Here is a 22,149-nt window from a genome sequence, read left to right as displayed (position 1 = left end):
GCTGGAAAGCGTGCGCGGCGGGACTGGCGTCCCGCCGGCGCGGGCATCATGCGGGCAGCAGCAGGTTTTCCAGCGTGCGCCGATAGATGTTCTTGAGCGGTTCCAGCGAGGCGACCTCGATGCGCTCATTGACCTTGTGGATCGTGGCGTTGCCGGGGCCGAACTCGATGACTTGCGGGCAGATCTTGGCGATGAAGCGGCCGTCCGACGTGCCGCCGGTGGTTGACAGCTCGGCGGTCACGCCGGTTTCCGCGTGGATCGCCTGCACCAGCGCATCGGTCAAGGATCCGCGCGGGGTCAGGAAGGGCTCGCCGCCCAATTCCCAATCCAGCTCGTACTCCAGGCCGTGCTTGTCCAGCACGGCGTGAACCTGCTGCTTCAGGCCTTCAGGCGTGCTGGCCGTGGAAAAGCGGAAGTTGAACAACGCCACGGCCTCGCCGGGTACCACGTTGGTCGCGCCCGTGCCCGAGTTCAGGTTGGACACTTGGAACGTCGTGGGCGGGAAATACTCGTTGCCCTGGTCCCATTCAATGCTGACGATCTCGGCCAGCGCCGGCGCAAGCTGGTGCACGGGGTTGCGCGCCAGGTGCGGGTAGGCCACGTGCCCCTGGATGCCCTTGACCGTGAGCTTGCCCGACAAGGAGCCGCGGCGGCCGTTCTTGCAGGTGTCGCCCAGCACATCGCCCGACGTGGGCTCGCCCACGATGCAGTAATCCAGCTGCTCGCCCCGCGCCTTGAGCGCGTCGCACACGATGGCGGTGCCATCGATGGAGGGGCCTTCCTCGTCGGAGGTGATCAACAGGGCAATCGAGCCGTCATGCTGCGGGTGAGCCGCCACGAATTCTTCGGCCGCCACCACAAAGGCGGCGATCGAGCTCTTCATGTCGGCCGCGCCGCGGCCGTACAGCCAGCCGTCGCGTTCCGTGGGAACGAAGGGATCGCTGTTCCACTTCTCGCGCGGGCCCGGGGGCACCACGTCGGTGTGGCCGGCGAAGACCGTCAGCGGCGCGGCGCTGCCGCGCCGGGCCCACAGATTCGTCACGCCGCCCTGCGCGATGGTTTCGCAGGTAAAGCCGATGCGTTCGACCCGGGCGGCAATCGCCGCCTGGCAGTCTTCGTCCGCGGGCGTGACGGAGGGACGGGCGATCAGGTCCTTGACCAGATCCAGTACGGCCGAATTGCTCATCAAGCCCTCAGCAGGTCGTTGATGCTGGTCTTGGCGCGGGTCTGCGCGTCGACACGCTTGACGATCACGGCGCAGGCCAGGCTGTGCGTGCCGTCGGCCGAGGGCAGGGAGCCCGGCACCACGACCGAACCCGAGGGCACGCGGCCGTAGGTGATCTTGCCGGTCGCGCGATCGTAGATCTTGGTGCTTTGCGACAGGAACACGCCCATGGCCAGCACCGAGTTCTCTTCGACCACCACGCCTTCCACGACTTCGGAGCGCGCGCCAATGAAGCAGTTGTCTTCGATGATGGTGGGGTTGGCCTGCAGCGGCTCAAGCACGCCGCCAATGCCCACGCCACCCGACAGGTGGACGTTCTTGCCGATCTGGGCGCACGAGCCGACGGTGGCCCAGGTGTCGACCATGGTGCCTTCGTCGACGTAGGCGCCGATGTTCACGTACGAGGGCATCAGCACCACGTTGCGGGCGATGAACGAGCCGCGGCGGGCCACTGCCGGCGGCACCACGCGATAGCCGCCTTGCTTGAATGCGTTGTCGCCGAATTCCGAGAACTTGAGCGGCACCTTGTCGTAGAACTGCAGCGGCGCCTGGCCCATGATGGCGTTGTCGTTCAGGCGGAAGGACAGCAGCACCGCCTTCTTGATCCACTGGTGCACGACCCAGTCGTCATTGATCTTCTCGGCCACGCGCAGGCGGCCCAGATCCAGCCCGTCGATGGTGTGTTCAACGGCTTCGCGCACTTCGGCGCTGGCGTCGATAGGCGACAGGTTGGCCCGGTTTTCCCAGGCTTGTTCAATGGTGGTCTGCAGGTCGAGAGTCATAGCGGCTCAGCTTTTAAAGGTTGGTCAAACAGAAGTATGTACAAAATGGGCGATGCGCTCGGCCGCCTGCACGCAGTCGGCCAAGGGCGCCACCAGGGCGATGCGGATGCGCCCCTGGCCCGGATTCATGCCGTGCGCCTCGCGCGCGAGGAAGCTGCCTGGCAGCACGGTAACACCGGTACGGCCATAGAGGTCGCGCACGAACGCCGTATCGGAACCGGGCGTTGCCGCCCACAAATAAAACGAAGCCTGAGGCCGCGACACATCCAGCACCTTTTGCAGGATGGGCAGCACCGCGTCGAATTTCTCGCGGTACTGGCGGCGGTTTTCCTTCACGTGCGCCTCGTCCGTCCACGCGGCAATGCTGGCTGCGGACACGATGGGGCTCATCGCACTGCCATGATACGTGCGATACAGCAGAAACCGGCCGATCAGCGCCGCGTCGCCCGCCACGAAGCCCGACCGCAGGCCCGGCACATTGGACCGCTTGGACAGGCTGGAGAACACCACCAGGTTGCGGTAGTCGTCCCGCCCCAGACGCCGCGCCGCCTGCAATCCGCCCAGCGGGGGATCGCCCTCGTCCAGATAGATCTCGGAATAGCATTCATCCGACGCAATCACGAAACCATGGCGGTCCGACAGCTTGAACAGTGTTTCCCATTCTTGCAGCGACATCACGTTGCCGGCAGGGTTGCCCGGCGAGCACACGAACACCAGGCGCGTCTTCTTCCAGATGTCTTCGGGCACCTGGTTCCAGTCGCTGCCGAAATTGCGTACCGGATCGGCGTTGACGAAGTAGGGCGTCGCGCCCGCCAGCAGCGTGGCGCCTTCGTAGATCTGATAGAACGGGTTAGGGCAGATCACGACGGAACCGGCCGCGGGATCGATTACGGTCTGTGTGAACGCAAACAGCGCCTCGCGCGACCCCAGGGCCGGCAGCACTTGCGTTTCGGCATCGGGCGCCGGAATGCTGTAGCGGCGCGCCAGCCACTCCGAAATCGCCCGGCGCAGGGCCGGATCGCCCTTCGTCGACGGGTAGACGGAAAGCCCGGCCATGCCGTCGCGGATGGCTTGCGCCACGCGTTCAGGCGCGGCGTGCTTGGGCTCGCCGATCGACAGGTTGATGGGCGTAATGCCGTCCGGCTGCGAGCTGGCAGAAGCCAGCAACGCGCGCAATTTTTCGAACGGGTAGGGGTGCAGGGCATCGAGGCGCGGATTCATGACGCAAGATTTTAACAAGCAAGCTACAATAGCGGGCTTGGCCTATTGCGAAGGTGGCGAAATTGGTAGACGCACCAGGTTTAGGTCCTGACGCCGTAACAGGTGTAGGGGTTCGAGTCCCCTCCTTCGCACCACCAAACTTCCCATGTTTTTCCGTGAGTTAGGTTTCAGACCTATCAGGTTTCGAGCTAACCATTTCGGGAATTAGGAAGGAATGGCTGGACGGGAACATTTTCCCTTTTTCCACGCCGTCCTTCATCTTGCCGTTGGCCGCGAATCCGCATCCGCCGCGGACGCGCCTTCCACGCCACTGAAACGGGCCCGGACGCCATGGCCTCCTTGCCCCGCGCCCAATCTTCGCGTGCCCGACCCTGGCGCGGCTTGGCAACGCCGCCGCACTCGTCCAACGTCCGACCCGTTCGTGAAAGAGCACGACATGATTTCCACACTGATATACCGCAGCCGTGCTGTCGACACCATGAATGCGCAGGATCTGACCGATCTGTTGACGCCCGCCCGGGCGCGCAACGCCGCATTGGACGTGACCGGCATCATGCTCTTTGACGGTGTGCACTTCGTGCAGTTGCTGGAAGGGCCCGATGAAGCGGTATCGCGCCTTTTCGATTCGATACGGCGTGACGACGCCCACAAGAACGTCGTGCTGCTGATGCAGGACCAGGGGCCGGCCCGCCGGTTCGGTGGCGATGCGATGGCCTTGCTTGATCTGCGCGAGCTCGGCCCGCAAGAGGTGTCCTCACGCATTCTTGCCAAAATGACAGTTTCCGCCCGTCTGGCGCGTGGAGACGACCGGGTCGTGAAGATCCTGGGCTGGTATGCCGCCGCGCGGGGGACCGATCATATCGTCGAGGGCGAGGATGCTGCCCGCTGGCGGTTTGCGGCGAGCGGCGCGGCTGCGATCCAGGAAGACCCCGCCGCGCCCGCCCGCGCGTATCCCTTTGCGCTGCAACCGATCGTCGATCCCATGCGGCGCGAGGTCACATCCTTCGAGTTCCTGATCCGCGGCAGATCCGGAGAATCCCCCGAGCAGATGTTCGCCAGTCTCGATCCCGCTCAGCGTTACCGCGTCGATCTGGAATCGAAAGCCGCGGCTTTCGAACTGGCGCGGCGGTTGGGTCTGGACAATGTGAAGCTGTCGGTCAACCTGCTGCCGATGTCGCTGATCGAAGACCCGTCGGCGGTCAGCCGCCTGGTGGATCAGATTGCGGCCTGCGACCTCTTGCCGCAGCACGTGATCGTGGAAATCACCGAACAGGAAGCCATTGAGCGCCCGTTCGCCTTCAGGGACGCGATCGCACGCCTGCGCCGGGCAGGCATCGGGGTCGCGATCGATGATTTCGGGGCAGGGTTCGCGGGCCTGTCGTTGCTGGCCGAATTTCAGCCGGACAAGCTCAAGATCGACCGGCAGCTCATCCAGAACATTCATCTGGACGGCCCCCGCCAGGCGATCGTTTGCGGCATTGCGCGCGCTTGCAGCGCCATGGGCATCACGCCCGTCGCGGAGGGCGTGGAGCGGGTCGAGGAATGGTGCTGGCTCCAGGCCGCCGGTTTCGAACGCTTTCAGGGCTATCTGTTCGCAAAGCCCGCCCTGAATGCAGTGCCCGACGTGCGGTGGCCCGAGCGCGTTCAGGCGGCTTGACGCTTCTTGGGCGTCGGGATGGCGTTCTCAGCCGCGGTCGCCGCCACCAGGGCCGCGTGCGTGCCGATCCGGTGCTCCAGCAACGCGGAGGCGATGAAGGGAGCGAATGCGAGTAGCAGTTTCACGGTGTTCCTCCGGCGAAGGCGGGCCGCTGAAAACATGGCACTCGCCGTTTTTTGACGTCAACGAGGCTGGGTGAATTGGACATTGAATGTCGTCCCCCCGCATCCCCCATCTGTCCGATCCCAGGGCGCCCGCCACCCGGCTATTTTGACCGTTACCTTCGCGCCCGCCCCTACCTTAGGGCTTCCGATATCGAGGAGTGGTCATGTATTCATTACCCAAGCGTTGCGGCGCGGAGTTCTTCGGCACGTTCTGGCTGGTGCTGGGCGGGTGCGGCGCGGCGGTGCTCGCCGCCGGATTTCCCCAGTTGGGCATCGGATTCTTGGGCGTGGCGCTGGCGTTTGGCCTGACCGTCCTGACGATGGTCTTCGCAGTGGGCCACATCTCCGGCGGGCACTTCAATCCTGCGGTCACGGTGGGGCTGGTGGCGGGCGGACGCTTTCCCGCCAAGGAAATCCTGCCGTACGTGATCGTGCAGGTGCTGGGCGCGATTGCGGCGGCGGCGGTCCTGGCATGTATTGCAAACGGCAAGCTGGGGTTTGACCTGCGGGCAAGCCACTTTGCCGCCAATGGCTATGGCGCGTATTCACCCGGCAAATACACATTGCTGTCCGCACTGGTGACCGAATTGGTGCTGACGGCCGGCTTTATCTTCGTGATTCTTGGCGCGACCAGCCGGCGCGCGCCGGCGGGCTTTGCTGCCATTCCCATCGGCTTCGCGCTGACCCTCATCCACCTCATCAGCATCCCGGTCACCAACACGTCCGTGAATCCGGCGCGGTCGACCGGGCCGGCACTTTTTGTGGGCGGCTGGGCGCTGGAGCAGTTGTGGCTGTTCTGGGTGGCGCCCATCGTGGGCGCGATCATCGGGGCGGTGGCCTACCGGCTGGTCAGCGATCCGGCGCTCGAGCGCGCATGATACGTCCGATCCGCATCGCGCGCGTGATTCAGGGCTACCGCGGGCACGAAAATGGGGCCAGCCAGATGATGCGGCGGTGAGGCAGGTTGTACATTACGCACTATCACCTGCCTTACCTTTACAGGATTCCCATCATGACCGCCCCAGAAGTCGTAATTTCCTCCTCGATCGCCTGCGCGAACGATCGGCCTTTCGTGCTGTTCGGCGGCATCAATGTCCTGGAATCCAAGGAATTGGCGCTGCGCGCCTGCGAGGAATACCAGCGCGTGACGCGCAAACTGGGCATCCCCTACGTGTTCAAGGCGTCGTTCGACAAGGCCAACCGCTCGTCCATCCATTCGTATCGCGGTCCCGGACTGGAAGAGGGCATGAAGATCTTCGAAGCCGTGAAAAAGGAGTTCGGCGTGCCGGTCATCACCGACGTGCACGAGCCGTGGCAGGCCGCGCCGGTCGCAGAAGTCGCCGACATCCTGCAACTGCCTGCATTCCTGGCCCGCCAGACCGACCTGGTCGTCGCGATGGCCAAGACGCAACGCGTGGTCAACATCAAGAAGCCGCAGTTCCTCAGTCCCACGCAGATGCTCAACATCGTCGAGAAGTTCACCGAGGCCGGCAACGACAAGCTGATTCTCTGCGACCGCGGCACGAGCTTCGGCTACGACAACTTGGTCGTCGACATGCTGGGCTTTGGCGTGATGAAAAACGTATCCGGCAACCGTCCGCTGATCTTTGACGTGACCCACGCGCTGCAGCAGCGATCGGCCCTGGACGCCGCATCCGGCGGGCGCCGCGAACAGGTGGCCGAACTGGCGCGCGCGGGCATGGCGGTCGGTCTGGCGGGCCTCTTCCTGGAAGCCCATCCCGATCCCAAGAACGCAAAGTGCGACGGACCCAGCGCCTTGCCGCTGGACAAGCTGGAGCCCTTCCTGACGCAACTCAAGCAGCTTGACGACCTGGTGAAGTCTTTTGCGCCCATCGACATCGAGCCCTGACACTCGCGCGGTCATGCCGCGGACGCCAAGCTGTTATACGATCCAGGCCACACGTTAGGGAGGCCTGGATGTCTTTGTATGTGATCGTCGCCGTGCGCAAGGAGGCCATGAGTGGCCATATCGCCTACGTGCGCTGGGGGCAGGCCGTGCGCGGCGTTCCCGGGTGGATCTCGGAGCCCACGACGGCGGCAGCCTCCGAAGTCATTGAACTTCTCAAGGAAGGCGCCGAGGTCGAGACCGCAATCAGCGTGGACGGCCTGACCGTCGCATCGCGCGCGGTGCGCGTGCTGGTGGATGCGCGGGGCCGCGAGCATCTCGCATCCGTCCCGGTGCCCAGCTCCACCTTGCACACGCTTTTCGACCTGCCGGAGTTCTGATCGGTCTGGCTGCCTTAGTGGCTGCCTAAGTGGCTGCCGTAGTGGCCGCCTCAGCGGCGGCCTTCGGCGAAATTGCGCAATGCGTCGCCGGCCATCCGATAGCGCACCCATTCGTCCTGAGGCAGGGCGCCAATGGATTGATAGAAATCGATCGCGGGCTGGTTCCAGTCCAGCACGCTCCATTCAAGCCGCCCGCAATCGTTTGCCACCGCCTCGCGCGCCAGATGGCGCAGCAGATCGCGTCCCGCACCGATGCCTCGATGCTCGGGCGTGACGTACAGATCCTCCAGGTAGATGCCGTTCTTTCCAAGCCAGGTTGAGTAGCTGTAGAAATAGACGGCGTAGCCGATGGCCTTGCCCTCGACCAGGCACATCAACGCGCGGGCTGGAGCGCCTTGCGCGAACAAGGTGCGCTCGACGTCTTCTGCGCTGGCGATCACCTCATGGGCGGCGCGCTCGTAGACCGCCAGTTCGGTGATGAAGGCATGGATCTGGGCCGCGTCCGAAGGCACGGCAGGACGGATTTCGATATTCACGGAAGTTTCCTGTTTACTGGGATGGCTATCCTACTCTTTCTTTGTGCAGCGGGCATGCGCAAACGTCGGGATTACCCTTGTTGCGCGGCGGCCCCGCTGGCGCGACGCTTTACCGGGATTGCACCCAGAGTCCGGACGCGTGCTCACGAAGGATGCCTTCAATGCCCGAGACTGCTCCTGCTGCCGCTCAAAAGCGCCCGCCGGCCCGCCGTGGCCGCCGGTTTTCCTGGATCTGGCTGGTGCCGATCGTCGCGGCGCTGGGTGGCTTGCTGCTGGTGTTGAAGGTCTGGATGGACGCCGGCCCGCAGGCCACGATCAGTTTCCAGACGGCAGAAGGGCTGGAGGCGGGCAAGACGCAGGTCCGATACAAGGAAGTGAATGTCGGCCTTGTGGAGCGCGTGGCGCTCAACGCAGACAGAACAGGCGTGATCGCGACGGTGCGGCTCAACAAGGATGCGGCAGGCCTTTTGCAAGAGGGCACCTTGTTCTGGGTGGTGCGGCCCCGGCTCACGCTTAGCGGCGTCTCCGGCCTGAGCACCTTGCTGTCCGGCGCCTACATCGGCCTGGATCCGGCTGGCCTGCGCGGCGGCGTCGATCCCGGCAAGGCAACCAAATTCGCGTTCGTTGGCCTGGAGGTCCCGCCCGAAGTGACGCAGGACCGGCCGGGCAAGCGCTTCACGCTCAAGGGACACGACCTGGGATCGCTGGATATCGGCTCGCCGGTCTATTATCGGCGCATCGCGGTGGGACAGGTTGTGAGCTACCGCCTGGACAGCACCGGCAAGGGGGTGGACATCCAGGTGTTCGTGGATGCGCCGAACGATGCATACGTGAACGAAGGCACGCGCTTCTGGAATGCGAGCGGCGTGGATTTTTCGGTGGATGCGCGGGGGCTTGACGTGCGCTCGCAATCCCTGCTGTCCGTGATCGTGGGGGGCGTCGCCTTCGATTCGATAGAGACCCGCCATCATGCCGCGGCCGAGCCGGAGGCCACGTTCGTCATCTACTCCTCAGAAACCGCTGCGCGGGCGCAGCCGGATGGCATGCCGTTGCATATCCGCATGCGGTTTGACCAGTCGGTGCGCGGCCTTTCCGTCGGCGCCCCGATCGACGCGTTCGGCGCCTCGGTCGGGCAGGTCGACGCCATCGGGCTGGAATTGGACCGCACGACCAACCAGTTCTACGCGCTGGTGGATGCCACGCTGTACCCGGAGCGGCTGGGCGCAAAGACCTTCGAAGAGATCCGGGAGTATTCCGGATCGTCGCTGGAGCATCCCAGCGGCAAGCTGATGGCGGCCATGATCGAACAGGGCCTGCGTGCGCAATTGCGCATCGGCAACCTGCTGACGGGCCAGCTGTACATTGCGATGGCGGTGTTTCCTGATGCCAAGCCCGTCACGTTCAAGATGGAAGAGGCGCCTTTCATCCCCACGGTGCCAAACAACCTCGATCAGCTGCAACTGCAACTGAACTCCATTCTGACGAAGATCGAGAAGATCCCGCTGGAGGGCCTGGGCGCGGAACTGGGCAACCTGCTTCAGGGCACCTCCAGACTGGTCAAGCGGCTGGACACGCAGCTTGCGCCCGAGGCGTCCGCGATGCTGCGCCAAGCCAGCCGATCGCTGGGCGCCGTGGGCGGGTTGCTGAGTCCCGATGCGGGCTTGCCGGTCAACACAAGCACGCTGCTGCAGGAACTGGCCCGCACCGCGCGGTCGTTGCGCGAACTGGCCGACTACTTGCAAGCGCACCCGGGGTCGCTGTTGCGGGGACGCGCGCCGGATCCGGTGACCGGGCGGGCGCCAACGCGTTGAACCCTACGTTGCCCCTCAGGAACGACACTTGCTGCAAGCCATCCTGGGGGCGCCAGGCGATAGCGGATCGAGCGGCGCCGCGACAGAGGGGAGACTCATCATGGACCATAGTGAAATGATGGCGCGCATGATCACGTTGCCGGTGGCGCCTGGCAGGTTTGACGGCTGGGACGGCGTGCTTTCCACCTTGGCCGACTGCCTGTTGCACGTGCAGGGAAAGCTGTCGGACGCCGACGTGAAGCGTTTTCTGGACGTCGGCGCGCTGGTATATCGCACCTGCTGTCAGGACGAAGCGCGCCAGCGCTGGACGGCCGAAGAGCTTGCGGCGTATCACCGCAAGGGGCCTGTCGACGCCTGAGACGCAGGCGTAGCGCACCGCGGGGTCAGAAAAGACACTGCCTCAGCGCAAAAGTCCGCCCGAAGGCGCGGACTTCGTCGCCGTCCACCGACGCCGACACATCCCAATGCTCACCGCGTGTGACCAGAATGGACTGGTTGGAAAAGGCGTGCCGCAGGGCAAACTGCCAGAAAGCGCCTTCCGATCCTTGGGGCGCCAGATCATGCGGGCCGATCTGCAGGCGCGACGGCCGGGGCGTGGCGCCCAATGACCATTTCAGGGCAATCACCAGGAACGCGAAACGCGCGGACGTCGTGGCGGGCTGGATGCATAGAACTCGGATCTTCTCGCTCATGGCCGTGACCCTGGCTGAACAGACCAGTTCAGCGTAGCAAACGCCGTGCCGCGGCTCCATACCGCGTTTGGTCGACTCGACGCGCGGTGCGGCTGGCGCTTCGTCGCCCGCAGCGCGGTTGCTAGAATGACCAGCCGTCCCACGCCGGACCGCACAGGAGAAGCCCATGTCCCGAGTCGTCGTCAATCCCGATACGGTGTTCAATTCCGTGCAGTACGGTTTCAGCCAGGCGGTGATCGTTACCGGACAACGCCGCATGCTGCTGTCCGGTCAGGTCGGCGTCGATGCCAACGAGCGCACGGTCGGACCCGGGCTGCAAGTGCAGACCGAAGCGGCGCTGGACAACGTGGAACGTGTCCTGGCGGCCGCAGGCGGCAATCTGTCGCAGGTCATCATGCTGCGGATCTACATTTGCGAGACGGTCAGCACCGAACAGGAGGTCGTGGCGCAGGCCCTTCGCGACCGCTTCAAGGTCGATCCGCCGCCATCGTCGTGGATCATCGTCAGCGGGTTGTCGTTGCCCGAATGGCTGATCGAGATCGAAGCGGAAGCGATGCTCGATTGAGCTGTCCTTCCGCCTAGGACGCCCCGCCGCGCCAGGGCGGCGCGGCGAAGGCCGAGCGCAGCGCCGCCAGAAACCCTGCCGTGCGCGCGGACAGTTCCTGCCGCGATTTCACCAGCGCCACCACATTCGCATCGGGCAGGCTCCAGCCGGCCAGCAACGGGACCAGCGCGCCCGTACGGACGTGCGTGGCCACGTCCCACTCCGAACGCGCGACGATGCCGTGTCCGCCCAACGCCCACTCCAGCGCAGTGGCCCCCGCGTTGCACGACAACACGGGCGCGATGCGAACCCCGACTGCTGCGCCCCGGGCGCGCCTGAACCGCCACAGGGTCACGTCTTCGTCGTTCTCGCGCAGAGCGATGCAGTCATGGTTGCGCAGGTCTTCTGGCATGGCCGGCGTGCCGCGCCGCTTCAGGTACGCGGGCGACGCGCACAGCATGCGCCGGTTCGGCGCCAGCGGGTGCGCGACAAGGGTGGAGTCGCGCAGTTCGCCAATGTGCACCATGACGTCCCAGTTGTCCGACGCCAGGCGGGGAGGGCCGTCCGACAGCGTCAGGCTGGCCGTTACGTTCTCGCTGCGCGCTCGGAAGTCGGCCACCAGCGGGGCGATGTAGCGCTGGCCAAAGCCCAGCGGCGCCACCACCCGCAGATGCCCCGCCACAACGCCGCGCCTGCCCGCAAGTTCATCGGCCAGCACCGTCAGGTCATGACTTATCTGCCCCGCTCGCATGGCCAGCAGGCGGCCCTCGTCGGTCAGTGCGATGCCGCGGGCCGATCGGTTCACCAGTCTCACGCCCAACCGCTTTTCCAGCGCATTGAGCCGCTGCGTTACCGCTGGGGGCGTCACGTCCAGCGAGCGCGCCGCCTGCGCCAGCGATCCGGCAGTGGAAAGACTCAGGAAAAAGCGCAGGTCGTCGGTCGTAATCATTCAGGCCAGTCTTAATGGGATATTAATTTCGAATTAAACATGGGAAGTGGCGAGCGCGCCATACTTCGTCCTGATCCCAACGGGCCAGCCGTGCCCGTGCCCCTCATCCCTCAAGAGATTCCCATGACCCTGGAAAGCCCCGCGCCCACCCTGGATTCGCTGGAAACGCCCTGCCTGCTGCTGGACGAAACGCGCATGACGCGAAACATCGACCGGCTGAACGCGCTGATCGCCGGCCACGGCGTCAGGTTGCGTCCCCATCTGAAAACGCCCAAATCCATCGAGGTCGCGCGCCGTCTCATGACGACCCCGCAAGGGCCAGCCGCCGTCTCGACGCTGCAGGAGGCCGAGCAATTCGCGGCCGCTGGCGTCACGGATCTGTTGTATGCCGTCGGCGTGTCTCCGTCGAAGCTTGATCGCGTGCTGGCCTTGCGCCAGCGCGGCATCGATCTGACGGTGGTGGTCGACAGCATCGAGGCCGCGCGCGCGGTGTCGGCGCGTTCCAAGGCTGCCGGCGATGCCATCCCGGCGCTGATCGAAATCGATTGCGACGGGCACCGCGCCGGTGTGCAGCCCAAGGACACCGGCCAGTTGCTGGCCATTGCGCGCGTGCTGCACGAAGAGGGCGCCTGCCTGCGCGGCGTCATGACGCACGCGGGCGAATCGTATGGCTGCCGTAGCGTCGAGGCGATCGCGGATATGGCCGAACAGGAGCGGTGGGCCGCCGTAAGTTGCGCGCAGGTGATTCGCGACGCGGGGTTGCCGTGCGCGGTGGTCAGCGTCGGCTCAACGCCCACCGCGCACTTTGCCCGCAACCTCGAAGGCGTCACGGAAGTCCGTGCCGGCGTGTACGTCTTTTTTGATCTCGTGATGGCCGGCCTGGGCGTGTGCAGCGTGGACGACATCGCCGCCACGGTGCTGACCACCGTTATCGGCCATCAGCCCGATAAGGGCTGGATCCTGGTGGACGCTGGGTGGATGGCCATGTCGCGGGACCGTGGCACGGCAAAACAGCCGGTGGACCAGTTGTACGGCTTGGTGTGCGACGTGGACGGCGCGGTCTACCCGGACGTGCTGCTTGCCGAAACCAACCAGGAGCAAGGCATCATCAAGGTACGCCCCGGCAGCAACGCGGTGTTGCCCGACCTGCCGATCGGCGCCAAAGTGCGTATCGTGCCGAACCACGCGTGCGCAACGTGCGCTCAGCACGACGCCTACGAGGTCGTGCGTACCGGCGAGCCGGGCGTGGTGGCGCGCTGGGAACGCTTCCGTGGCTGGTGAGCCGCGCATCATCAAGGACGCTCGCATGGACCTCATCCAAACGCCCGACGCCACCCCGCCCGCGGGCCATTATTCTCAGGCGATTCGCGCCAACGGGTTCGTCTTCGTCTCGGGGCAGTTGGGCTTTTTGCCGCCAGCCGCGCCTGGCGTGCGCCCCGTTCTGGCGGCGGATGCGGCAGGCCAGACGCGGCAGGCGCTGCGCAGCGTGCGCGCAATCCTGGACGCTGCCGGTTCCTCGCTGTCGTCGGTGGTCAACGTGACCGTGTACATCCCGGACGTCAGCCTGTGGGATGAGGTCAACGCGGTGTACGAGGAATGCTTTGGCAGCCACCGGCCAGCCCGCGCCATGGTGCCCACCCGAGAACTGCACTACGGCGCTTTGGTGGAAATCAGCGTGGTGGCGTTGGCCTGATCGGGGTTCACGGCCGGACAGGAGAGCAAAGGGCGGCAGGCAGGCGCCGCCTATAATGCGTGCGCCTCAATGCCCTTGGCGGAGACCGTCCCCATGCACTACGAGTATCTGTTCTGGTCCATGGCTGCCATGGTGGCCGCCGCACTTGCAGGCGGCGCCTTGTGCGGCCGCCTGCGGACGGTCAAGCAGCTGCTGATCGGCCTTGTGGCGTGGTCGGTGGCGATATTCGTGGCCGTGCTGGTGTTGGCGCGGCAGGGGGGATTCGATGAGCTGGCGGCGATGCTGTCGATCGCCGCATTCATGTTCAGCCTGGTGATCGGCGCCGCGGCGGCGCTGTTGACGCGGCGCATCCGGCAACGCCGGCAAACGGATCAATCATTGCGCTAAGCCGCGCGAATCGTCCGGTTGCGCCTTTCGGCGCAGCGTCTCATTCTTCGGCGTCGAAGTCCTCGTCGTCGTCGTCTTCGTCGTCCTCATCCTGCTCCAGGGCGTCGTAGCCCTTCCAAGTGATGCGCCAGCGCGCGGCGCCAGCGGTCGCCGCGGTCTCGCTGATCTGCTTGACCAGGCCGGCATCTTCCAGCAGGTCCAGATGATGCGCGATGAGCTGCAGGCCTTGCTCTTCGGGGTGCGGCGCCAGGGCGGCGTTCTTGATGTCGTGCGTGCTCAGGTTGGGGCCGGGGGCGTCGCGCAGGGCGCCCAGAATCGTGACGACCAGATCGAAATCGCGTTGCATGATGTCCACCATGTTGGGATGAAAGAACACGTTGACGATAGCAGACTTCCGCAACGGCAATAGGACGGCGGGCGCGCCTGCGTTACAGTCCGGGGTTCTTGCTAAACCACATTCGAAAACACCATGAAAAAACCCGCAGAACGGGATTGTCTGGCGGTCGTTCCAGGCTACACGGGCCAGTCCGCCAAGCTGTTCCTCTCCCGCGGCGAGGATGAGCGCATCGACGGCGTGACCGTCTACGACCTGCTCGGGCACGTCAAGCAGCAAGGCGATGCCGAGGCTGCCGCGGCCTGGGTGGGCGAATGGCTCGCCAAGGAAGCCGACAACCGCAAGGCGCGCCGCACGCAACTCCAGGCTCAGTTGTTCATCTGCAAGCTGGCCGCCGACGAAAAGACGGCGTTCCTCGCCGCGCAGAAGCCGCTGGCCCGGGTGCTGGCCGAAGCCGGGGTGCGTTGGCGTACCGTGGCGGCCACTTCCGGGGCTGCTCGCCAGTCGCTTGGCCCCAGTGTCAAGAAACGTTAGCCTAAGGCTGTTATAGTCGCGCCTGGGCGTGCGTGTGCACCTGTGAGGTGCGTGCCCAGGCGGGTTCAGCCCGCAAATCAAGGAAGATGGAAATGGAAATACTCAGTCGGCACGTTGCCGACGTAGCGGGCGGCGTCGAGCTGCACACCACCCTGGACGGCGAGAGCATCAGCGCTTATGTCGTCATGGGCGTGGCTGATCTCAATGCAATCGCAGACATCGTGCCTCGCGAAAAAGTCGATGCCGGAGCGGATATACACGCCGCCAATGTCGACAATGTTGATAATGCTCAAGAACAGATCGACCAAGTGCTGGAAAATATGAACCCCGGCGACGTGGCGGTTTTCCTTTGCTCGGGCCCCGATGCTTTTGGCGCGGCGCTCGACTTGTTGGGTTTACCTATCGACGAGTAAGCCTGGCGGCAAACCATAGTGTCATCCGAACGGCGTATTGCAGGTCGTACGCGCTTTTGATGGCATTTATATAAGCCTTGTTTGTTTTTTTATGATGTATGGGTGTTAACACCTATGCAGGGACTCGTTTACCCTTTAAAAACGTGCAGAATAACCGCGCAGTTTCTCTTTGTTGCATTATTGGCACGTGTTTTTTAGGATTATGTTGACTTGTGAGGGGAATATAACGATAGTGTCGGCACACGATCACAAGCGTTGCGATTTTCGATCAGTGCGGTGCCGTTTCCGGCTCAGCGTTATTGTTCTACTGTCCCCTCCTTGATTGATTCGTGACCTCCGGGCATTTGCCCATTATCTCTAGGAAATACAGTATGGAAACCGGCGTCGTTAAGTGGTTCAATTCGGAAAAGGGTTATGGCTTCATCACCCCGGAAGCAGGTGGCAAGGATCTGTTCGCTCACTTCTCCGAAATTCAGGGCTCGGGCTTCAAGTCTCTGGAAGAGAACCAGCGCGTCAGCTTTGTGACGGCCAATGGCCCCAAGGGCCCGCAAGCCACGAAGATCCAGGTCCTGTAAGGCTCTGAATTTTCGCAAGAAGGCCCCCTAGCGGGGCCTTTTTTGTTTTCTGCGCGTTATGCTGGGCGGCTGATTTTCCGTCGCGCTATCCGTTCTTTTGGGAATGGCAACGCACTCACCCTTACGCACGTATCGCCATGACCGCAACCACCCCCACGCCGTTTGTCACGCAACCTCAGGATGTGGTCGCCTTCTGGCTGCAAGCCGGGCCACCCCAATGGTTCAGCAAGAATGCACAGTTTGACGCCAGCTTTCGCCAGCGCTTCGAAGCGGCGCATATGGCAGCAGCCGCGCGCCGGCTCGATGACTGGCTGGATGACCCCTCGGGCGCGATCGCGCTCATGATCCTGTTGGACCAGTTTCCTCGCAATGCCTACCGGGACACGGCGCATATGTTCGCCACCGACGCGCTGGCGCTGCATTTCGCGGAACGCGCAATCGCCGCGGGCCATGATCTGGAAGTCGATGCGTCGCTGCGCCAGTTCTTCTACATGCCGTTCGAGCACGCCGAGAGCCTGGCTGCGCAGAACCGCGCTGTCGCCCTGATGGAACCGCTGGGTGCGGAAGCCGTGAAGTGGGCGGTCCTGCATCGCGACATCATCAAGCGCTTCGGACGCTTTCCGCACCGCAACGCGGCGCTGGGGCGGCAGACGAGCCAGGCCGAACGCGAGTTTCTGGAATCCGGAGGATTCGCCGGGTAGGGCGCGGAACCTCGCGAGGCGCGCCCCAGCGTGACGGTTTCCACGTGTATCGGTGCGTGGCAAGTTGAAAATGTTCAACCTGCCCAGCGGCCTGGCTTGCGCTTTTTAGCGGGTGTAGAGCCCGTTTTGGGGATCAAAAACAGGCCTTTCGGACATTTGACGTTTTTCCAGATTCGCCAATAAACTGGTTTCAGCGAGATTCTCAAGCGACGCGGTCTGCGTTCTCCTTGGTCGCCGTTAGTGGTGCCGCGGTTGCTATCCTCTCCCATCCTTGAAGATCTGGCGTCCCGCGAGCAATCGCTTTTTAGGTCAAGGACATCCCATGGCAACCGGCATCGTCAAGTGGTTCAACGCCGAAAAGGGTTATGGCTTCATCATGCCCGACGACGGCAGCAAGGATCTTTTCGCTCATTACTCCGAAATCCGCAGCGAGGGCTATAAGTCGCTGCAGGAAAACCAGCGGGTCACTTTCGACGTTGGAACCGGCCCCAAGGGCCCCAGCGCCAAGAACATCAAGGTAGCGGCCTGAGACCTCTCGGGTAGCGCGCCGGGTGCGCCCGGTGTTCTATGACCCGTCCTGCCATAGGTTGACACCTACGGCACGGTATCCGTAGCAGGCTACGGACTGAACACCCGGTGAACTTCATCGGGTGTTTTGCATTGTAGGGACAGGTGCGGACGCTCGGTGTTGTAGATTTCGACGGACTGCTTGACCATGAGCCGGGCTTGGGCCAGATCGGCGGGCTTGTGGAGCAATAGCTCTCCCTTCAGGATGCCGTTGACCCGCTCAGCCAAGGCATTCTGGTAGCAGTCGTAGCCGTCAGTCATCGAGCAACGGATGCCGTGCCGCGCGTGCAGGCGCTGGTAGTACGTTGAGCAATACTGGATGCCTCGATCCGAGTGATGCACCAGCGGTTGGCTCGAGCGCCGCGAGCGCAACGCCATCTCCAGTGCGCGGCGCACCCCTTCGGTCTGCAGATTCTCTGCCACGTGGTAGCCCACGATCTTGCGCGAGTAGGCGTCGGTCACCAAGCTCAAGTAGGTGCACCGCTGGGCGGTCGGCAGGTAGGTGATGTCGGCTACCCAGACCTGCTCCGGGCCCGTCGGCACCACTTGGCCTTCGCCTGCCTTGAGCAGGTTAGGGTGGCGTCGGAAGCGGTGATGGCTATCTGTGGTCTTGTGATACGCCCGGCGCGGCCGCACCAGCATCCGGGCGCTGCGCAGGATGTCGAACAGCGCATCGCGCCCGGCCTTGATCCCCGCCTCGCGTAGCGGCTGGCCCAGCATGTGATGCAGCTTGCGCGTACCCAACGTCGGTTGACGTACCCGCAGCGCGGTGACCATCGATACTACTTGGCATGCCTGCTGCTGGCGCTCGCGCTCTCTGTGCCTGCTCTTGTAATACGCCTGGCGGCTATGGCCCATGTAACGGCAAGCCCTTGCCACGCTCAGCCCTTGGACGAGCTTTTGCGTGAGGACTTGCCCAAAGGCTTTTTTACGACGCGTACCCCGTAATCCTTCTCCAACACATTGACCACGGCCTCAAACAACTGCGCCTTCTCGCGGGCTTCCTTGAGCTGAATCTCCAGTTCCTTGATCCGCTGCTCGGGGGTAAGCACTTTGCCTTGACGATCCATGTCCACTCCTCTGACCGTCGGCAGGCTCCAGCCGCTCAGCCCCGGTCGACCATGCTTGCGCAGCCACACCAGCACCGTCGACCGACCTTGGATTCCATAGCGGCGCTGAGCCTCTTTGTACGTCAGCTCGCCTTTTTCCACCTGCTCGACAACGGACAGTTTAAAAGCCAGGCTGTAGTCCCGCTGGGTGCGCTTGATCCTTGATTCCAATTGACTCTCCTTTTTTCTCTCAAAAAGGTGTCAACCAATTCCAGGACGGGTCACTATCCATAAAAAAGCCCCCACGTTTGTCGCGTGGGGGCTTTTTTTGCGCGGACGCTCAGTGCTTGGCGTTGCTGCCGGTCGAGAGCTTGTCCACCAGTGCGATCCCCAGTGCCGAAAGAATGAAGATGGCGTGGATGATGGTCTGCCACATCACGCCGGCTTCGGTGAAGCGCGCATTCGGCGTGCCGATCGTGCCTGCTTCGATAAAGGTGCGCAGCAGGTGGATCGAGGAGATGCCGATGATGGCCATGGCCAGCTTCACTTTCAGCACGCTGGCGTTGACGTGGCTCAGCCATTCCGGTTGATCGGGATGGTTCTGAAGGCGCAGGCGCGACACGAACGTCTCGTAGCCGCCAACGATCACCATCACCAGCAGGTTGGAGATCATGACCACGTCGATCAGGCCCAGCACGATCAGCATGATCTCCATTTCGCCGAAGCTGGTGGCGTGGGTGACGAGGTGCCACAGTTCCTTGAGGAACAGCATGACGTAGACGCCCTGCGCGACGATAAGCCCCAGGTAAAGCGGAAGCTGCAGCCAGCGCGAACTGAAGATGAGATTGGGCAGCAGCCCGAGGCGAGGAGGGGGATTCGGGATCATGATGGGTGCGAGCCGTTGTGGTTTTGCGAAAAAAAGCGCGGCGGCAATTCTATCAACGCCATGAGACCGCGGACATCTCTTTCGACCGGCGGCTTGCCGCTGGCAGGATACCTAGCATGGCGCCCTTCGATGCGCTCGGCTTTTTGGTAAGCGAAATTCGCATTTGCGAAACTCTGTGCCGAAATACGTCGAAAGCTGGAGGCGTATATAGAATTGCCGCCTCGTTTGCATAGAACAAGTCAATAGGAGTTTGTTCCCATGAAGATCCGCTACACCGTCGCCGCGTTGGCCATTGCGCTCGCCCCTTACTCGGCCGCACATGCGTTGGATATCGGTGGGCTCGTAGGCGCCGGCGCCAAGGTCGTCCAGGCGGCCACGCTGAGCGATGCCGAGATCAAGACCCTGTCGGACAAGGCATGCGCACAGAGCGATTCGCAGGAAAAGATCGCCGCGCCGGGCAGCAAATACGACGCTCGTCTGCAGAAGATCGCCAAGTCGCTGGGCAGCACGGTCAATGGCCAGAAAGCCAGCTACAAGGTCTATGTCACCAAGGACGTGAACGCCTGGGCAATGGCCAACGGCTGCATCCGCGTCTATAGCGGCCTCATGGACATGATGACGGACGACGAAGTGATGGGCGTGGTCGGCCACGAAATCGGTCACGTGGCGCTGGGCCACACCAAGAAGGCAATGCAGACCGCCTACACGGTGTCGGCTGCGCGTGACGCGGCTGGCGCGGCGGGCGGCGCGACCGTCTCCCAACTGAGCTCCTCGCAACTGGGCGACCTGACCGAGAAGTTCATCAATGCGCAGTTCTCGCAATCGCAGGAAAGCGCGGCGGACGATTATTCGTTCGACCTGCTGCAGTCCAAGAAGCAGAATACGCGCGGCCTTGTGACCGCGTTCCAGAAGCTGGCCGAGCTGGATGGCGGCAAGAGCGATATGATGAGCTCCCACCCGTCCTCGACCAAGCGCGCGCAGCACATCGAAGACCGCATCGCCAAGGCCAAGTAACCTCTGAGCCAGGCGTCGATCCTCGCTTTTTGGGCGATAAACGGGGCGCGAGCATCCGGGCAAATCCGGGGCTCGCGCCCCTTTGCGTCAGGGTTCCGGAAGTTTCCGGTAAAATGCCGCGTTTATCCGCCCGTAATCTCATCTCTCGGAAAATAGGTCTTTTAATGCAGCCTGTGGTTGAAACCCTCTCCGGCCTGGAGCGCCGTGTTGATCTGGCCGTCTCGGTGGCCGACGTCGAAAAGGAAGTCCAGGCGCAATTGAAGCGCGTGGCTCGGACCGCCAAGGTCCCCGGCTTCCGTCCGGGCAAGGCGCCGCTCGCCATGCTCGAGCGCAGCCATGGTCCCAGCATCCGCTACGACGTGATCAATAGCCAAGTTGGCCGTGCCTTTGAACAAGCCATCGACGGCGCCAAGCTGCGCGTCGCCGGCGCCCCGAACCTCGAGCCCAAGACGGAAGGCGTTTCCGACGACACGCTGGCGTTCACCGCCACGTTCGAGGTCTACCCGGAAGTCGCCGTGCCGGACCTGTCCGCCCTGGCCGTCACCCGCTACGAAACCGCCGTCACCGACGCTGAAGTTCAGCAGACGCTGGACGTGCTGCGCAAGCAACGCGCCACGTTCGAAGCCCGTGAAGGCCGCGCGAGCGCCGACGGCGACCGCGTGACGCTGGATTTTGCCGGCACCATTGACGGCGTGCCGTTCGAAGGCGGCAAGGCCGAAGACTTCCCGTTTGTGCTCGGCCAAGGCCGCATGCTGCCGGAATTCGAAGAAGCCGCGCGTGGCCTGAAGGCTGGCGAAACCAAGGTTTTCCAGCTCAAGTTCCCCGATGACTACCAAGGCGTGGAAGTTGCCGGCAAGACCGCCGAATTCACCATCACCGTCAAGGAAGTGGCTGAAGGCGTCCTGCCCGAACTGAACAGCGAATTCGCCAAGTCGCTCGGCCAAGCCGAAGGCGACGTCGAAAAGCTCAAGGCCGACATCCGCAGCAACATCGAGCGCGAAGTGAAGGTCCGTTCGCAAGGCCGCACCAAGTCCAGCGTCATGGACGCCCTGGTCGAAGCCGGCAAGTTCGACGTGCCGAAGGCCCTGGTCGACAACGACGTGCAAGGCCGTATCTCCGCTGCCCGCGAAGAACTGAAGCAGCGCGGCGTGCCCAATGCCGAATCCGTGCCGATCCCGGCCGAAGCCTTCTCGACCGAATCCGAGCGCCGTGTCCGCCTGGGCCTGCTGGTCTCCGAACTGGTCAAGCAAGCTCAGCTGCAAGCCAAGCCGGAACAGGTCCGCGCGCGCATCGAAGAATTCGCCCAGAACTACGAACAACCCGCCCAGGTTGTCAGCTATTACCTGGCAGACCGCCAGCGTCGTGCTGAAATCGAGGCTATCGTGCTGGAAGACAACGTCGTCGCGCACGTGTTGGAAAAGGCCAAGGTCACCGACGAAAAGGTGCCTTTCGATCAGTTGATGGGGATGGCGTAACACTATGCAGAGATTCACCGATTTCTATGCGGCAATGAATGGCGGGTCTTCGGTGACCCCCACCGGCCTGGGCTACATTCCCATGGTGATCGAGCAGTCGGGGCGCGGCGAGCGCGCCTACGACATCTATTCGCGTCTGCTCCGCGAACGGCTCATTTTCCTGGTGGGGCCGGTGAACGACGCCACGGCCAACCTGGTCGTGGCTCAGTTGCTGTTCCTGGAATCGGAGAATCCTGACAAGGACATTTCCCTGTACATCAACTCGCCTGGCGGGTCGGTGTACGCGGGAATGGCCATTTTTGACACCATGCAGTTCGTCAAGCCGGACGTGTCCACCCTGTGCACCGGCCTTGCGGCCAGCATGGGCGCGTTCCTCTTGGCGGCTGGCAAGAAGGGCAAGCGTTTCACCCTGCCCAACTCGCGCATCATGATCCACCAGCCCTCGGGCGGCGCCCAAGGGCAGGCCTCCGACATCCAGATCCAGGCTCGCGAAATCCTGGACCTGCGCGAGCGCTTGAACCGCATCCTGGCCCACAACACCGGGCAGAGCATGGAGCGCATCGAGCTGGATACGGAACGTGACAACTTCATGTCGGCCGAAGATGCGGTATCGTATGGACTGGTGGACAAGGTCATGGCCTCCCGGTCCGAAGGCTGACTTCCCGGTTGATCCAGACCCGCTGCCATCATGTT

At 63.4% G+C, this 22,149-nt stretch carries 28 protein-coding genes and 1 tRNA gene; 19 read left to right on the top strand and 10 right to left on the bottom strand.

From position 1 onward, the window contains the following. Positions 1 to 46: 46 nt before the first annotated feature. Genes dapE through dapC form a run of 3 tightly spaced genes read right to left on the bottom strand, consistent with a single transcriptional unit; the run spans position 47 to position 3,228 of the window. Positions 47 to 1,186 (bottom strand): succinyl-diaminopimelate desuccinylase, encoded by a 1,140-nt coding sequence (dapE, locus tag V6V88_RS16270; RefSeq protein WP_223576050.1) that lies wholly within the window; start codon positions 1,184 to 1,186, stop codon positions 47 to 49. Beyond that, entirely contained in the window at positions 1,186 to 2,007 is an 822-nt protein-coding gene (gene dapD / locus V6V88_RS16265) for a 2,3,4,5-tetrahydropyridine-2,6-dicarboxylate N-succinyltransferase (protein WP_062840712.1), read from the bottom strand. Before dapD ends, dapE begins: the two co-directional genes overlap by 1 nt. Before the next feature lie 24 nt (positions 2,008 to 2,031). Continuing rightward, the gene (gene dapC, locus V6V88_RS16260; protein WP_056324436.1) at positions 2,032 to 3,228 is read right to left on the bottom strand and encodes a succinyldiaminopimelate transaminase; all 1,197 of its coding nucleotides are present in this window, start codon (positions 3,226 to 3,228) and stop codon (positions 2,032 to 2,034) included. Between the two features lie 47 nt (positions 3,229 to 3,275). Here dapC and V6V88_RS16255 point away from each other — a divergent pair. Both V6V88_RS16255 and V6V88_RS16250 read left to right on the top strand, forming a co-directional pair. Next, positions 3,276 to 3,362 (top strand) — tRNA-Leu (locus V6V88_RS16255). Between the two features lie 302 nt (positions 3,363 to 3,664). Next, positions 3,665 to 4,885: a diguanylate phosphodiesterase gene (locus V6V88_RS16250; protein ID WP_223575984.1), complete on the top strand. Its 1,221-nt coding sequence runs from the start codon at positions 3,665 to 3,667 to the stop codon at positions 4,883 to 4,885. On the opposite strand, the gene V6V88_RS16245 is transcribed toward V6V88_RS16250, so the two are convergent. Beyond that, positions 4,873 to 5,010: a hypothetical protein gene (locus V6V88_RS16245; RefSeq protein WP_155721887.1), complete on the bottom strand. Its 138-nt coding sequence runs from the start codon at positions 5,008 to 5,010 to the stop codon at positions 4,873 to 4,875. The genes V6V88_RS16250 and V6V88_RS16245 overlap by 13 nt on opposite strands. A gap of 203 nt (positions 5,011 to 5,213) precedes the next feature. On the opposite strand from V6V88_RS16245, the gene aqpZ reads away from it, so the two are divergent. From aqpZ to V6V88_RS16230, 3 genes are all read left to right on the top strand, one after another. After that, complete coding sequence (aqpZ, locus tag V6V88_RS16240) at positions 5,214 to 5,927, top strand: aquaporin Z (protein ID WP_056324443.1); 714 nt, start codon at positions 5,214 to 5,216, stop codon at positions 5,925 to 5,927. Positions 5,928 to 6,061: 134 nt separating this feature from the next. Further along, positions 6,062 to 6,919, top strand: a complete 858-nt coding sequence (gene kdsA, locus V6V88_RS16235; RefSeq protein ID WP_338615620.1) for a 3-deoxy-8-phosphooctulonate synthase — start codon at positions 6,062 to 6,064, stop codon at positions 6,917 to 6,919. A 68-nt stretch (positions 6,920 to 6,987) separates the two neighbouring features. Then, positions 6,988 to 7,296, top strand: a complete 309-nt coding sequence (locus V6V88_RS16230) for a hypothetical protein (RefSeq protein WP_056324448.1) — start codon at positions 6,988 to 6,990, stop codon at positions 7,294 to 7,296. A gap of 50 nt (positions 7,297 to 7,346) precedes the next feature. Here V6V88_RS16230 and V6V88_RS16225 read toward each other — a convergent pair whose 3' ends face one another. Further along, a complete protein-coding gene (locus tag V6V88_RS16225) occupies positions 7,347 to 7,832 on the bottom strand; it encodes a GNAT family N-acetyltransferase (RefSeq protein ID WP_056324451.1) in 486 nt (161 codons plus the stop codon). A 161-nt stretch (positions 7,833 to 7,993) separates the two neighbouring features. On the opposite strand from V6V88_RS16225, the gene V6V88_RS16220 reads away from it, so the two are divergent. Then, positions 7,994 to 9,643 carry an MlaD family protein gene (locus V6V88_RS16220; RefSeq protein ID WP_223575983.1) on the top strand — a complete coding sequence of 550 codons (1,650 nt, stop codon included), beginning with the start codon at positions 7,994 to 7,996 and terminating at the stop codon, positions 9,641 to 9,643. A 100-nt stretch (positions 9,644 to 9,743) separates the two neighbouring features. Beyond that, positions 9,744 to 10,001 (top strand): hypothetical protein, encoded by a 258-nt coding sequence (locus V6V88_RS16215; RefSeq protein WP_056324457.1) that lies wholly within the window; start codon positions 9,744 to 9,746, stop codon positions 9,999 to 10,001. Positions 10,002 to 10,026: 25 nt separating this feature from the next. Here V6V88_RS16215 and V6V88_RS16210 read toward each other — a convergent pair whose 3' ends face one another. After that, positions 10,027 to 10,335, bottom strand: coding sequence for a hypothetical protein (locus V6V88_RS16210; RefSeq protein ID WP_223575982.1), 309 nt, complete (start codon positions 10,333 to 10,335; stop codon positions 10,027 to 10,029). A 166-nt stretch (positions 10,336 to 10,501) separates the two neighbouring features. Between V6V88_RS16210 and V6V88_RS16205 the strand changes: the two genes are divergently transcribed. Then, a complete protein-coding gene (locus tag V6V88_RS16205) occupies positions 10,502 to 10,900 on the top strand; it encodes a RidA family protein (protein WP_223575981.1) in 399 nt (132 codons plus the stop codon). A gap of 13 nt (positions 10,901 to 10,913) precedes the next feature. Here V6V88_RS16205 and V6V88_RS16200 read toward each other — a convergent pair whose 3' ends face one another. Then, a complete protein-coding gene (locus tag V6V88_RS16200) occupies positions 10,914 to 11,828 on the bottom strand; it encodes a LysR family transcriptional regulator (RefSeq protein ID WP_338615617.1) in 915 nt (304 codons plus the stop codon). 123 nt (positions 11,829 to 11,951) lie between these two features. On the opposite strand from V6V88_RS16200, the gene V6V88_RS16195 reads away from it, so the two are divergent. The 3 genes from V6V88_RS16195 to V6V88_RS16185 all read left to right on the top strand — a co-directional run bounded on the left by V6V88_RS16195 (position 11,952) and on the right by V6V88_RS16185 (position 13,908). Beyond that, positions 11,952 to 13,109: a DSD1 family PLP-dependent enzyme gene (locus V6V88_RS16195; protein ID WP_223575980.1), complete on the top strand. Its 1,158-nt coding sequence runs from the start codon at positions 11,952 to 11,954 to the stop codon at positions 13,107 to 13,109. Between the two features lie 25 nt (positions 13,110 to 13,134). Next, positions 13,135 to 13,521: a Rid family hydrolase gene (locus tag V6V88_RS16190; RefSeq protein ID WP_223575979.1), complete on the top strand. Its 387-nt coding sequence runs from the start codon at positions 13,135 to 13,137 to the stop codon at positions 13,519 to 13,521. Between the two features lie 93 nt (positions 13,522 to 13,614). Continuing rightward, positions 13,615 to 13,908 (top strand): hypothetical protein, encoded by a 294-nt coding sequence (locus tag V6V88_RS16185; protein ID WP_223575978.1) that lies wholly within the window; start codon positions 13,615 to 13,617, stop codon positions 13,906 to 13,908. Positions 13,909 to 13,948: 40 nt separating this feature from the next. On the opposite strand, the gene V6V88_RS16180 is transcribed toward V6V88_RS16185, so the two are convergent. Beyond that, the gene (locus V6V88_RS16180; RefSeq protein ID WP_223576514.1) at positions 13,949 to 14,254 is read right to left on the bottom strand and encodes a DUF2513 domain-containing protein; all 306 of its coding nucleotides are present in this window, start codon (positions 14,252 to 14,254) and stop codon (positions 13,949 to 13,951) included. Positions 14,255 to 14,377: 123 nt separating this feature from the next. On the opposite strand from V6V88_RS16180, the gene V6V88_RS16175 reads away from it, so the two are divergent. From V6V88_RS16175 to V6V88_RS16155, 5 genes are all read left to right on the top strand, one after another. Next, entirely contained in the window at positions 14,378 to 14,776 is a 399-nt protein-coding gene (locus V6V88_RS16175; RefSeq protein WP_223575977.1) for a hypothetical protein, read from the top strand. Between the two features lie 92 nt (positions 14,777 to 14,868). Continuing rightward, the gene (locus tag V6V88_RS16170; protein ID WP_223575976.1) at positions 14,869 to 15,189 is read left to right on the top strand and encodes a hypothetical protein; all 321 of its coding nucleotides are present in this window, start codon (positions 14,869 to 14,871) and stop codon (positions 15,187 to 15,189) included. Between the two features lie 371 nt (positions 15,190 to 15,560). Then, positions 15,561 to 15,764 carry a cold-shock protein gene (locus V6V88_RS16165; protein WP_006220190.1) on the top strand — a complete coding sequence of 68 codons (204 nt, stop codon included), beginning with the start codon at positions 15,561 to 15,563 and terminating at the stop codon, positions 15,762 to 15,764. Positions 15,765 to 15,901: 137 nt separating this feature from the next. Further along, positions 15,902 to 16,465 (top strand): DUF924 family protein, encoded by a 564-nt coding sequence (locus V6V88_RS16160; RefSeq protein WP_223575975.1) that lies wholly within the window; start codon positions 15,902 to 15,904, stop codon positions 16,463 to 16,465. Between the two features lie 322 nt (positions 16,466 to 16,787). Further along, complete coding sequence (locus V6V88_RS16155) at positions 16,788 to 16,994, top strand: cold-shock protein (RefSeq protein ID WP_042794090.1); 207 nt, start codon at positions 16,788 to 16,790, stop codon at positions 16,992 to 16,994. Positions 16,995 to 17,083: 89 nt separating this feature from the next. Here V6V88_RS16155 and V6V88_RS16150 read toward each other — a convergent pair. Together V6V88_RS16150 and V6V88_RS16145 are read right to left on the bottom strand one after the other, a co-directional pair. After that, a protein-coding gene (locus tag V6V88_RS16150; RefSeq protein ID WP_338615615.1) for an IS3 family transposase occupies positions 17,084 to 18,312 on the bottom strand; the annotation gives its coding sequence in 2 pieces (ribosomal slippage) (positions 17,084 to 17,962 and positions 17,965 to 18,312; 1,227 coding nt in all). 109 nt (positions 18,313 to 18,421) lie between these two features. Further along, entirely contained in the window at positions 18,422 to 18,967 is a 546-nt protein-coding gene (locus V6V88_RS16145; RefSeq protein WP_128828500.1) for a TIGR00645 family protein, read from the bottom strand. Between the two features lie 258 nt (positions 18,968 to 19,225). Here V6V88_RS16145 and V6V88_RS16140 point away from each other — a divergent pair, with 258 nt between their 5' ends. The 3 genes from V6V88_RS16140 (at position 19,226) to clpP (ending at position 22,114) form a co-directional block, all read left to right on the top strand. Continuing rightward, positions 19,226 to 19,981: a M48 family metallopeptidase gene (locus V6V88_RS16140; protein ID WP_056318844.1), complete on the top strand. Its 756-nt coding sequence runs from the start codon at positions 19,226 to 19,228 to the stop codon at positions 19,979 to 19,981. Between the two features lie 164 nt (positions 19,982 to 20,145). Further along, complete coding sequence (gene tig, locus V6V88_RS16135) at positions 20,146 to 21,456, top strand: trigger factor (protein WP_223575974.1); 1,311 nt, start codon at positions 20,146 to 20,148, stop codon at positions 21,454 to 21,456. A 4-nt stretch (positions 21,457 to 21,460) separates the two neighbouring features. After that, entirely contained in the window at positions 21,461 to 22,114 is a 654-nt protein-coding gene (gene clpP / locus V6V88_RS16130; RefSeq protein WP_056318852.1) for an ATP-dependent Clp endopeptidase proteolytic subunit ClpP, read from the top strand. Positions 22,115 to 22,149: the final 35 nt, after the last annotated feature.

This window comes from Achromobacter sp. E1, assembly GCF_037039475.1.
GTDB classification, from domain to species: domain Bacteria; phylum Pseudomonadota; class Gammaproteobacteria; order Burkholderiales; family Burkholderiaceae_B; genus Achromobacter; species Achromobacter mucicolens.
Note: the sequence above shows the minus strand (reverse complement) of the source record. Positions and strands in the feature narration are given on the sequence as shown.